The organism is Leifsonia stereocauli (assembly GCF_038432415.1).
GTDB classification, from domain to species: Bacteria; Actinomycetota; Actinomycetes; order Actinomycetales; family Microbacteriaceae; genus Orlajensenia; species Orlajensenia stereocauli.
The window spans coordinates 305085-316690 of the sequence record NZ_JBCAUN010000002.1 but is presented as its reverse complement, the minus strand read 5'-3'; the positions used below and the strand labels follow the sequence as shown (position 1 = coordinate 316690).

At 69.6% G+C, this 11606-nt stretch carries 12 protein-coding genes; 6 read left to right on the top strand and 6 right to left on the bottom strand.

All coding sequences use genetic code 11. The features are described from left to right. Positions 1–199: 199 nt before the first annotated feature. Complete coding sequence (locus AADV74_RS10405) at positions 200–2779, top strand: transglycosylase domain-containing protein (RefSeq protein ID WP_342113748.1); 2580 nt, start codon at positions 200–202, stop codon at positions 2777–2779. A 129-nt stretch (positions 2780–2908) separates the two neighbouring features. On the opposite strand, the gene AADV74_RS10400 is transcribed toward AADV74_RS10405, so the two are convergent. The 4 genes from AADV74_RS10400 to AADV74_RS10385 are packed head-to-tail and all read right to left on the bottom strand — an operon-like array spanning position 2909 to position 5791. Next, positions 2909–3232: an L-rhamnose mutarotase gene (locus tag AADV74_RS10400; RefSeq protein WP_342113747.1), complete on the bottom strand. Its 324-nt coding sequence runs from the start codon at positions 3230–3232 to the stop codon at positions 2909–2911. Then, positions 3229–3996 (bottom strand): SDR family NAD(P)-dependent oxidoreductase, encoded by a 768-nt coding sequence (locus AADV74_RS10395; protein ID WP_342113746.1) that lies wholly within the window; start codon positions 3994–3996, stop codon positions 3229–3231. Before AADV74_RS10395 ends, AADV74_RS10400 begins: the two co-directional genes overlap by 4 nt. Continuing rightward, a complete protein-coding gene (locus AADV74_RS10390; protein ID WP_342115141.1) occupies positions 3993–4838 on the bottom strand; it encodes a fumarylacetoacetate hydrolase family protein in 846 nt (281 codons plus the stop codon). Before AADV74_RS10390 ends, AADV74_RS10395 begins: the two co-directional genes overlap by 4 nt. Positions 4839–4852: 14 nt before the next feature. Continuing rightward, entirely contained in the window at positions 4853–5791 is a 939-nt protein-coding gene (locus tag AADV74_RS10385) for an amidohydrolase family protein (protein ID WP_342113745.1), read from the bottom strand. Between the two features lie 68 nt (positions 5792–5859). Between AADV74_RS10385 and AADV74_RS10380 the strand changes: the two genes are divergently transcribed. Continuing rightward, a complete protein-coding gene (locus AADV74_RS10380) occupies positions 5860–6621 on the top strand; it encodes a FadR/GntR family transcriptional regulator (protein ID WP_342113744.1) in 762 nt (253 codons plus the stop codon). Between the two features lie 4 nt (positions 6622–6625). On the opposite strand, the gene AADV74_RS10375 is transcribed toward AADV74_RS10380, so the two are convergent. After that, a complete protein-coding gene (locus AADV74_RS10375; protein ID WP_342113743.1) occupies positions 6626–7570 on the bottom strand; it encodes an aldo/keto reductase in 945 nt (314 codons plus the stop codon). A gap of 221 nt (positions 7571–7791) precedes the next feature. Between AADV74_RS10375 and AADV74_RS10370 the strand changes: the two genes are divergently transcribed. The 4 genes from AADV74_RS10370 to AADV74_RS10355 are packed head-to-tail and all read left to right on the top strand — an operon-like array spanning position 7792 to position 11202. Further along, the gene (locus tag AADV74_RS10370) at positions 7792–8838 is read left to right on the top strand and encodes a zinc-dependent alcohol dehydrogenase (protein ID WP_342113742.1); all 1047 of its coding nucleotides are present in this window, start codon (positions 7792–7794) and stop codon (positions 8836–8838) included. Then, on the top strand, positions 8835–9593 hold the full coding sequence (locus AADV74_RS10365; protein ID WP_342113741.1) for an SDR family oxidoreductase: 759 nt from the start codon (positions 8835–8837) through the stop codon (positions 9591–9593). Before AADV74_RS10370 ends, AADV74_RS10365 begins: the two co-directional genes overlap by 4 nt. Further along, positions 9590–10198: a bifunctional 4-hydroxy-2-oxoglutarate aldolase/2-dehydro-3-deoxy-phosphogluconate aldolase gene (eda, locus tag AADV74_RS10360; protein WP_342113739.1), complete on the top strand. Its 609-nt coding sequence runs from the start codon at positions 9590–9592 to the stop codon at positions 10196–10198. Before AADV74_RS10365 ends, eda begins: the two co-directional genes overlap by 4 nt. Beyond that, positions 10198–11202 carry a sugar kinase gene (locus tag AADV74_RS10355; RefSeq protein WP_342113737.1) on the top strand — a complete coding sequence of 335 codons (1005 nt, stop codon included), beginning with the start codon at positions 10198–10200 and terminating at the stop codon, positions 11200–11202. The genes eda and AADV74_RS10355 overlap by 1 nt, the downstream gene beginning before the upstream one ends. Before the next feature lie 22 nt (positions 11203–11224). Here the strand turns inward: AADV74_RS10355 and AADV74_RS10350 are convergent, their stop codons facing one another. Next, entirely contained in the window at positions 11225–11602 is a 378-nt protein-coding gene (locus tag AADV74_RS10350; protein WP_342113735.1) for a DUF4406 domain-containing protein, read from the bottom strand. Between the last annotated feature and the right edge of the window lie 4 nt (positions 11603–11606).

Below are 11606 nucleotides of genomic sequence, written 5' to 3'. Positions count from 1 at the left end.
GAGACTACGGCCTTCCCGTGTACGTCATGTTTCGCGTACGTCTTCCGCTGACACCATCGGTTCGGGATGCCACCTGCTCGCTTCTCCGGCCAGCCCCTGTTCGCCCGGGGGATGGTGGGTGGCGACCGGGATCGCGTGGTCATGGCAGCTCGAAGGCGCATCCGATAGGTTCGACCTCGTCGGCAACGTTGGGGGATGTGTGGCTATCACCTTCGGAAACGTCGTGGTCGAACACCACGCGAACACCGCTCGCGCGTCGTCGCGCTCTGCGCGGTTCGGCACCGGTGTCGCCGCCTTCGTCGGATTCATCGCGGTCAGCGCCATCATGGGGTTGCTCGTCGCCGTCGCTCTGGCGCCGGTCGTCGCCGTGACCGGGCTGGCAGCCACGGCGGGCATCAACACCTTCGAGAAGCTTCCGGGCTATCTCGATATCGGACCGCTGCAGCAGAAGACCAATGTCTACGCCATGCAGAACAACGGCCAGCCCTATCTGCTGGCGTCGTTCTACGACCAGGACCGCGAAGAGGTCGGCTGGACCGACATCTCGCAGTTCGCGAAGGATGCCGCCGTCGCCGCGGAGGATCCCCGCTACTACGAGCACGGCGGAATCGACGTGCAGGGTACTGCGCGCGCCATGGTGACGACCTACCTCCTCAAGCGCCAGACGCAGGGAGGATCGAGCATCACCCAGCAGTACGTGAAGAACGTGCAGGTGCAGAAGGCCGTGGCCGAGGCCAAGAACGAGGAGGAGCTCGAAGCCAGCTACGACAAGGCCGTCGAGCAGACCCCCGACCGCAAGATCAAGGAGATGCGCCTCGCCATCGGTCTCGAGAAGAAGTACTCGAAAGACCAGATCCTGCGCGGCTACCTCAACATCGCCCTGTTCGGCGGACAGATCTACGGAATCGAAGCCGCCTCGAACTACTACTTCAACGTCTCCGCGAAGGATCTCAAGCTCGAGCAGGCGGCGACCCTGATCGCCATGGTCAACAACCCCGTCAAGTACCGCATCGACGAGCCCGACAACCCCGAGAACGGCCAGGAGAACGGCTATGCAGCCGCCAAGGAGCGCCGCGACTACATCCTCGGCAAGATGCTGCTCTACAAGAAGATCACCGCTGAAGAGCACGCCGCCGCCGCGGCGACACCGGTGACCCCGGCCATCCATCCATCGAGCACCGGATGCGTCACGGCCGGTGGATCCGCATACTTCTGCGACTTCGTCTACTGGACCATGGTGAACGACCCGGCCTTCGGCGCCACCGAGGAGGACCGCAAGAAGACGGTGAGCCAGGGCGGACTCGACATCTACACCACCATCGACCTCGATCTGCAAGCTGCAGCCGAGAGCGCGATGAACGAGAACGTGCCACGCACCGACCCGCGCTTCGACGTCGGATCCAGCGCAGTGACTGTGCAGCCCGGGTCGGGCAAGGTGCTGGCGATGACGCAGAACAAGGCATTCTCGAACGACCCCGACGTGATCGCGACGAGCACCGACTACAGCGCCATCAATTTCAACACCGACTTCGACTACGGCGGATCGAGCGGTTTCCAGCCCGGCTCGACGTACAAGGTCTTCACGCTGGGAGACTGGATCAGCGAGGGCCACTCGCTGCGCGAGACCTTCGACGGGCGCAAGCGCGCGTTCACCCGTTTCGTCAACACCTGCGACGGCAACTGGAGCGGTCGTTTCGAGCCCAACAACGACGACGCTCGCATCGCCAACAACGCCGTCGACGCCACGGCGTGGTCGGTCAACTCGAGCTTCATGTCGATGGCCTCTCAACTCGACCTGTGCAGGATCAAGGGGGTGGCCGAGGCGTTCGGCGTGCACCGCGCCGATGGCAACCCCCTGCAGATGAATCCATCTGACGTTCTCGGCACGCAGGAGATCGCCCCCATCACGATGGCATCCGCCTTCGCGGGCGTCGCCGCCGGCGGGCTGGTCTGCAAGCCGATCGTCATCGACAGGATCGTCAAGCCCGACGGAACGGAGCTCACTCCCCCGTCGGCCGACTGCAAGCAGTCCGTCGACCCCAAGGTGACCTCGGCCATGGCGTACGCCATGCAGCGCACCTTCGGCTCCGGAGGAACGGCTACTGCATCCAACCCCGGAACCGGCGTCCCTCACATCGGCAAGACCGGTACCACCGACTTCGCCAAGGACACCTGGATGATCGGTGCGAGCACGAAGGCGGCCACCGCCGTCTGGGTCGGCAACGTCACGCGCGACGCGAACCTGCGCACCCTGGACTTCGGCAGCGGCGCGGCCGCCACGGCGCGCCACCGCATCTGGCCGCGCATCATGTTCGTCGCAGACTCGAAGTGGGGCGGCGACGCCTTCCCGGAGCCCGATGCATCCGCATTCCGTCAGGTCTTCTTCGACATCCCCGACCTGCGGGGCACGACGATCGCGGACGCCGAGGCGAAGCTCACCGCGGCCGGCTTCATCTTCGCCGACGGGGGTCCCCAGGATTCCGAGCTCCCGGCGGGCCAGGTCAGCAGCACGAACCCGAGCGGCCAGGCCGGGCGGGGAACCGTCGTCACCGTCTACACCTCGAACGGTTCGTACGTGCTGATGCCGAACGTCGTCGGGCTCGACGAAGGCGCCGCCCGTGGTGCGCTGAGCCAGTTCAGCGTGAAGGTGCGCACGGCCGAGGTCACCGATGGCGGCCAGAACGGGAAGGTCATCGCCAGCGACCCGCCCGCCGGCGCCGGCACCAAGCCCGGCACCACGGTCACGATCACCATCGGCAAGCTGAAGGGGAAGGGATGAGGCTGCCGGAGTGACTCCACGCAGCCGGATGCCGTCGGCCTGGCGGGGTGCCGATGGCTCGGCGGCGGTTCCTGCCCCCGCCCGAGCACCGATCCCCCGCCAGACGGCACCGAACCGTGCCGCGGGACCTCAGTCGAGGTGGAAGACCTCCGGGATGTCCTTCCACCACTCGCCCTCGGCGCGATCGGCGAACGGTCGCTGCAGCGGCTCGCACACGGCCCACCACTCCTGGGTCGCGGGGTCGGCGGCTATCGCCGCCATGTCGGCCTCGAAGTCGTCGCCGACGTACTCCATGTACGAGAACAGCACGTCGCCATGACGGTAGATCGAGTAGTTCGTGACGTTGCTGCGGGTGAGCCTGTCGAGCACCGCGGGCCAGACCGCGGCGTGCAGGCGCTCGTACTCCTCGACATTCTCCGGCGGCATGCCGATGACGGAGGCGAGCCGCCTCACGAGCGCGCCGCCGCGGCCCGCACACGCAGGTGCGTGACGCCGCCATCGACCTCGAGCGCCGTGCCGGTCGTCGAGCCCGAGAGCGGACTGGCAAGGTAGGCGATCGCGGCCGCCACCTCGACGGGCTCCACCATGCGGCCGGTCGCCTGCCTCGCGTCGAGGGCGGCTCGCTCTGCGGCCGGATCGGCGAAGCCCGCCAGCATCCGATCGACGAAGGGGGTCGCGACGGTGCCGGGGCTGACGCAGTTCACACGGATGCCGTCACCGACGTGATCCGTGGCCATCGCGTACGTCAGGGCGAGCACGGCGCCCTTCGACGCGGCATAGAGCGCGCGCTGCGGAAGGCCGTTGAGCGCGGCGATGGAGCACAGGTTCACGATGGCTGCGGCATCCGAAGCCCGCAGGAAGGGCAGGGCGGCGGCGGTCACGCGCGCCATGCCGACCACGTTGATGTCGAGCACGCGGGCCCACTCGGCGTCGTCGTTCTCCTCGACCGTGCCGACGGCGCTGATACCGGCGTTGTTCACGACGATGTCGATGCCGCCGAGCTGATCGGCGATGGCCGCGACGGCCAGGTCGACCGAGTCGCGGTCCGACACGTCGGCGACGAAGCCGCGCAGCGGCTCGGGCAGCCCGTCGATGGCGCGGTCGAGAACGGCCACGCGGGCACCGCGGGCGGCGAGGGTCTGCGCCGTCGCCAGGCCGATACCCGACGCGCCGCCTGTCACCAGCGCGACGAGGCCGTCGAACTCCCCGGCGCTCATGCCTGCACCAGCGTCTGGCGTGCGCTGCCGAGGCCGTCGATCTCGAGCTCGACCACGTCCCCTGCGCGCAGGTACGGGTTGCCCTCGATGCCGAGGGCGACGCCGGCCGGGGTGCCCGTGTTGATGACGTCTCCCGGATGCAGCACCATGAACTGGCTCACGTACCAGATGACGTGCGCCACGGAGAAGAGCATGTTGGCGGTGGTGCCGTCCTGGTGCACCGTGCCGTTCACGCTCAGCCGCAGCCCGAGTGCCTGCGGGTCGTCGACCTGATCGGCCGGGACGAGCTCGGGGCCGAAGGGGTTGAACGTCTCGCAGCTCTTGCCCTTGTCCCACTGGCCGCCGCGCTCGAGCTGGAACTCGCGCTCCGAGACATCGTGCGAGACCGCGTAGCCGGCGACGTGGGCGAGGGCGTCGTCTGGTGAGTCGAGGTAGCGGGCCGTCGTGCCGATCACGACGCCGAGCTCCACCTCCCAGTCGGTCTTCACCGATCCCCGCGGGATCAGCACGTCGTCGAAGGGGCCGACCAGAGTCGTCGCATCCTTCATGAAGATCACGGGCTCGGCGGGGAGGGCGGCTCCGGTCTCCTCGGCGTGGTCACGGTAGTTCAGGCCGATGCAGACGATCTTGCCCGGGCGCGCGATGGGGGCACCGACGCGCAGCTCGGCCGCGGCCTCGAGTTCAGGCAGGCTGTCGAGCGCTGCGCGCAGCCTGTCGATGCCGTCGGACGCGAAGAACGCTCCGTCGAAATCGGCTGCGACGCCTCGCGCGTCGAGGGTGCGGCCGTCGACCCGCACGACGGGGATCTCGTGGCCGGCCTCCCCGAGTCTGGCGAGGCTGATGGGAGTGGTGGTGGTCACGGGGTCTCCTCCTGGAGTTCGGTGGCGGGTTCGGTGGCGGGGTCGGTGGCGGCGCCGTCGGCAGTGGCGTCGGCGGTACCGGAGTCGGAAATGGAGAGGGAGTAGAGGTCGGCGGCGGTGCCGGCGAGGATTCGCGCTCGTGCGCTCTCGTCGAGGTCGGCGAGCAGTTCGGTGATGCCGGTGAACACCCTGGCGTAGCCGCCGGCGATGAGCGAGACCGGCCAGTCGCCGCCGTATAGCAGGCGATCGGGGCCGAACGCCTCGAGGGCGTGATCGAAGATCGGGCGGATGCCGTCGACGGCCCAGTCGGCCGGATCGCCGACGGCGGAGTAGAGCCCCGAGACCTTGCCGAAGACGAGGGGGTTCTCAGCCGCCTGCGCGAGAAGCGATCGCCACGGCTCGTCCTCGGCAGCGCCGATCGGAGGCTTGTTGAGGTGGTCGAGCACCATGCGGAGCCGCGGATGCCGCTCCGAGATCGCGATCACGGCCTGCAGGTGCTCCGGCAGCACGCCCACGACGTCGAACGGCACTCCCGCCTCCTCGAGCAGGCCGAGGGTCGCGTCGACATCGTCGCGCAGCAGCCAGTGCGGGTCGCTGCGGTCGTGGATGAGGTTGCGCACGCCGCAGAACAGCGGCTGAAGCTGCAGTTCGGCGAGACGCTCGGCGGCCCGGTCGGGTTCGTGCAGCGGAACGTAGCCGACGACCCCGAGCACCTGCGGCGAGCGCCGCGCGACCTCGAGCATGTACTCGGTGTCCTCGTCGTTGTCGGCCGACTGCACGAGAACGCTGCCCGCGATCCCGGCCGCGGCGAACGATGGCAGCACCTCCTCCATCGGGATCGAGCGATGCAGGATGCCGGCATCCGGACCCAACCACGCGTACTCGGCCCGGTTCAGGTCCCAGACGTGCTGGTGCGAATCGATGATGACGCTCACTGGCGCTCCCTCCGCAAAGATCTGATGACTGTCGACGCCACGGAGCGACGCCAGCCTAGGATGTGCCCATGGCCACACGCACCGCAGACGGCGAGACGCCGCGTTCGCAGTCGAACGTGGTGATCGACGGCGTCCGCGAGATGCTCACCAGCGGTCGCCTCGTCGCCGGAGCCAGGCTCCCGGTCGAGAAGGACCTGTGCGCCATGCTCGGTGTCTCGCGCGGATCGCTGCGCGAGGGCGTTCGAGCCCTCGTGGTGCTGGGCGTGCTCGAGACCAGGCAGGGCGACGGCACCTACGTCACCGATCTCGGGCCGAGCCAGCTGTTCGAGCCTCTCGGCTTCCTGGCCGACCTGCAGTCGCCCGAGAACAGCGTGCACCTGCTCGGCGTTCGTCGCGTTCTCGAGCCGGAGGCCGCCGCCCACGCCGCCCTGAACATGACCGATGCCGACCTCGAGGCTGCCGGGCGCATCCTGGACCGCGGCGATGCGCTCCTCGCCGACGAGCCGGGCATCGACCTCGAGGCGACCATCGACGTCGACACCGACTTCCACCGCCTCATCGCGCACGCCAGCGGCAACCCGGCGTTCGCGGCCATCATCGAGGCCCTCGTCGGGCGCACGGCCCGGGCCCGCCTCTGGCGTGCCATCCACGAGCACGGAGCCGTGCGCGAGACCCAGCGCGAGCACCGCGCCATCCTCGACGCCCTGATCGCCCGCGATCCGGATCGTGCGCGCATCCGCATGTCGGTGCACGTGCTCGGAGTCGAGGAGTCCACCGCGATGCACTTCGGCGAGACGGATGCCGCGGCGGGCGCGCCCGCCGCGGACTGAGCGCTCAGCCACGACGCACCAGGCCGCGGTCATCGAGCGCCGCCCAGAACTCCTCCGGGATCTCGCGCTCGTAGCGTTCGGCCGTTCCGCGCACCTGCTCCGCCGTGCGCATTCCGACGACGACCGAGACGACGGCCGGATGCCGCAATGGGTAGGCGATCGCAGCCTCGGGCAGGGTGATGCCGAACTCCTCGCAGACATCGGCGATGTCGTTGGCCTTCGCGATCAGCTCGGCTGGAGCCGGGGCGTAGTCGTACAGGGCGTCAGCCGGCGGACGTGGACGCGAGAGCAGCCCCGAGTTGTAGACGGCGGCGGCCACGATCCCGACACCGCGCTCCTCGGCGAGTGGCATCAGATCGTCGAGGGCACCCTGCTCGAGCAGGGTGTATCGGCCGGCCAGCATGATCACGTCGACGTCGTGGCGGCGCACGAACTCGGCCGGCATCGCCGACTGGTTCATGCCGGTGCCGACGGCGCGCACCACTCCCTCCTCGCGCAGCTCGATGAGCGCGGGGATGGCCTCTGCGTGGGCCTCCGCCCCGTGATCGTCGGGGTCGTGCAGGTAGGCGATGTCGATGCGGTCGAGGCCGAGCCGCTCGAGGCTCTCGTGCACGGACCGACGGACGCCGTCGCGGCTCAGGTCCCACTCGCGGCGCATCGTGGCCGGCACGGCGAAGCCGCCGTCGTCCATGGTGTCCTCCGGGTAGCCGCTCGGCACGAGCAGCCGACCGACCTTCGTCGAGAGCACGTACTCGTCCCGCGGGCGAGCGGCCAGGGCGGCGCCGAGACGATGCTCGGAGAGCCCGAGGCCGTAGTGCGGAGCCGTGTCGAAGTACCGGATGCCGGCGTCCCACGCGGCATCGACGGCTGCGCCGGCCTCGGCATCCGTCGTCTCCCGGTAGAGGTTGCCGAGCTGGGCGGCGCCCATCCCCAGTTCGGTGATCGGCATGGCCGACCTCAACGGGCGACTCAACATCGAGGAACCTCCACAGCGGCGGGCAAGGGTGCGTCTAAAGATTAGATCAATTGGTCCCAAAAGACTATTTCTCTGCGATAATCGAGACGTAGTCGCCCAATTGATTGGGTGAATCTCCCGACATCGAGGATGCCGCCGGGCCGGAAGGCACGCTGGGTCTGCTCGATTCATCAGATCACTGCCCAGGAGGCTCAATGTTGACCGCCGCGTACACAGGCGATTCCACGATCACGATCGCGGAGGCGGAGCCGCAGGCGCCGGGGGCAGGGCGGGTGCAGATCAGGGTCTCCTATGTGGGGCTCTGCGGCACCGACCTGCACATCCTGCACGGCAACATGGACGCCAGGGTGCAGATGCCGCTCGTGTTCGGTCACGAGATGAGCGGCACCATCGCGGCCGTCGGAGCCGGCGTCGGCGGCTGGAGCGTCGGAGATGCCGTGACAGTCATGCCCCTGGACTGGGACGGCACCTGCCCGGCCTGCCTCGCCGGCAACCAGCACATCTGCCAGAACCTCGACTTCATCGGAATCGACTCCCCCGGCGCGCTGCAGGCCCTCTGGAACGTGCCGGCCGCCACCCTCGTGGCGCTCCCCGCCGGCATAGCCCTCGACGCCGCGGCCCTCGTGGAACCCGTGGCCGTCGCCGTGCACGACGTGCGCCGCTCGGAGATCGCGCCCGGCGAGAAGGCCGTGGTCATCGGCGGCGGCCCCATCGGCGTGCTCATCGCCACAGTGGCCCGGGCGTTCGGCGCCGACGTCGCCGTGATCGAACTCGACCCCAACCGTCGCGCCCAGATCGAGGCACTCGGCTTCGCCACGGTCGACCCACGCGAGACCGACCAGGTCGCCTGGGTGGAGGAGTGGACGGCCGGAGCCGGCGCCGACGTGGTCTTCGAGGTCTCGGGCGCTGCCGCCGCGGTCCTCGGCGCGACCGCGCTGGCGAAGGTGCGCGGCACCATCGTCGTGGTCGCCATCCACCCGACTCCGCGGGAGATCGACCTGCAGCGCGTGTTCTGGCGGGAGCTGCGCCTGCTCGGTGCGCGCGTGTATCAGCGCACCGACTTCGAGCGTGCTGTCGAGCTCATCGCAGACGGCACCATTCCGAGCGCCGTGCTGATCTCCAAGATCGTGCCCCTCTCCGAGACGCGTGCGGCCTTCGACGACCTGCAGGGCGGCCGGGCCATGAAGGTGCTGGTCGACGTGCAGGAGGGTCAGCCAGACCTAGACGGAGCGACCGCATGAGCGCCCTCTTCGACCTGACCGGCACCACCGCCGTCGTCACAGGAGCCAAGCGCGGCATCGGCTTCGCCATGGCGTCGGCGCTGGCCGAGGCCGGGGCCGACATCATCGGCGTGAGCGCCACCATCGAGGCGCAGGGCAGCGCCATCGGCGCCGTCGTCGAGTCGCACGGGCGCAGTTTCGAGGCGCGCACTGTCGACTTCGCCGATCGCGACGCAGTTCTCGCCCTGGGTGACGAACTGCGCGGGCGCACGATCGACATCCTGGTGAACAACGCCGGCACCATCGAGCGGGCGCCCGCGGCTGAGCATCCGCTCGCCCTGTGGGATCGGGTTCTCGAGGTGAACCTGTCGAGCCAGTTCGTTCTGACCCAGGCAGTGGCCAACGGCATGCTCGAGCGCGGTCGCGGCAAGATCATCTTCACCGCGAGCCTGCTGAGCTTCCAGGGCGGCATCAACGTTCCGGGCTACGCGGCGGCGAAGTCCGGCGTGGCCGGTCTCGTGAAGGCCCTGGCCAACGAGTGGACGTCCCGCGGCATCACCGTGAACGGCATCGCCCCCGGCTACATCGCGACCGACAACACGCAGGCCCTGCGGGCGGATGCCGATCGCTCCCGCGCCATTCTCGATCGGATTCCCGCCGGCCGCTGGGGTGACGCCGACGACATCGCCGGTGCCACGGTGTTCCTCGCCGCACCGGCGTCCGACTACGTGTCGGGAATCGTGCTCCCCGTCGACGGCGGATGGCTCGGACGATGAGCATCGTCGGCCAGCGATTCGTGCCCGTGATCGTCATCGACGATCCGGGCCTCGCGCCCGACCTCGCCTCGGCCCTGCTTCACGGGGGCATCGGCTGTGCCGAGATCACCCTGCGCACCGAGGCCGGCCTCCGCGCCATCGAGGCCGCCGCCGAAGTGCCCGACTTCACCGCGGGTGCGGGCACCGTGCTCACGGCCGCCGACGTCGATCGGGTGGTGGATGCCGGTGCGCGTTTCGTCGTGAGTCCGGGCCTCGCCGACGACGTGGTCGAGCGGGCCATCGAGCTCGGCGTCGACGTTCTGCCCGGAGTCGCCACGGCCACCGAGGTGCAGCGCGCCCTCCGCTTCGGACTCGATCGCCTGAAGCTCTTCCCGGCCGGGCCCCTCGGCGGACTCGACCTCATCCGCGCCCTCGCCGGCCCGTTCCCCGGCGTGCGCTTCCTTCCGAGCGGCGGCGTCACGCCCGAGAACGCGCGGGACTACCTCGCGTCACCGGCGGTCTTCGCCGTCAGCGGCAGCTGGATGGCCACCCGCGAGCTCATCGCGGCCCGCGACTTCGACGAGATCGCCAGGCTCAGCCGGGCCGCCGTCGAGCTGGTGCCGTGATGGCCGGGGTCGTCGAACCTCCCAGGACCGCGGCACCGGCTGCGGCATCCGCCGTTCTCACCCTCGGTGAAGGCCTGGGGGTTCTGCGCACCCGCGAGATCGGCTCGCTCGCCCATCTCGGCGATCTCGCCGTCGGCACGGGCGGGGCTGAGGGCAACGTCGCCATCGGACTCGCCAGACTCGGAACCCCTGTCACCTGGCTCGGCCGCGTCGGCGACGACGGCCTCGGCCGCCGCATCGTGCGGGAGCTCCGCGCCGAGGGCGTGACCGTCGTGGCTCCGGTCGACACGACGGCCGCCACGGGCCTGCTCATCAAGGAGTCTCCGTCGGCCGGGCGCACAGCCGTCACCTACTACCGCGCGGGCAGTGCCGGCAGCCGCCTGCGCCCCACCGACCTCGACGCCGTCGACATCGCCGACTTCGCGTTGCTGCACATCACGGGCATCACCCCCGCGCTGTCCCCGACAGCACGAGCGACCATCGACGCCGTTCTCGATCGGGCGACGGATGCCGGCATCACCGTCTCCTTCGACGTCAACCACCGCTCGACGCTGTGGGCCGGCGCCGGCGGCGGCGAACACGCCGCCGAGACGTACCGCTCCCTCGCCGGACGCAGCAGCATCGTGTTCGCCGGAGCCGATGAGGCGGCTTTGCTGACAGGCCACGCCCCCGACGACCCCGAGGCTCTGGCACGAGCTCTCGCCGAACTCGGGCCGGAAGAGGTGGTGGTGAAGCTCGGCGAGCGCGGAGCCCTCACTCTCTGCGACGGCGAACTCACCCGGCGAGCCGCCGTGTCGGTACCCGTCGTCGACACTGTCGGAGCCGGGGACGCCTTCGTGGCCGGCTACCTGGCCGAGCTGCTGCGCGGCGGCAGCGTGACGGATCGCCTCGACCTCGCCGTGCGCACGGGAGCTGCGGTCTGCCTGCACCCGGGCGACTGGGAGGGCTTCCCGTCGCGGGCCGAGCTCGAGCGCCCCGACGGAGCCGACCCCGTCAGCCGGTGACAAGGACCCGGAACCGCCGGCGTCAGGCTGCCTTCGACACAGCCGGGATCTCCGCGATGGAGTGGAAGACCGGCAGTCCGCGATCGCGAGCGATCGCCACGTCCTGATCGGCGCCAGCCGAGGCGCCCGGAAGTCGCAGCACAGCATCGCAGTGCTGCAGCAGTCGCTCGGCCGTCGGGTACATGATGCCCGCGGCGACAGGATCGGCCACGCTCTCTCCGCCAGCTCCGCGCAGCACAGGAAGGGCCACCCATTCGCCGATCATCGGGATGTGCCCGGCCTGGAAGATCGGCCACGCAGCCTCCTCGAGGCGGGCCAGGTTGGCGGCGAGGGCCGCAGGGTCGTCGTTGGTGCCCGAACGGTAGGGTCCGGCGATGAGAATGAGCAGTGGATCGGTCATACCG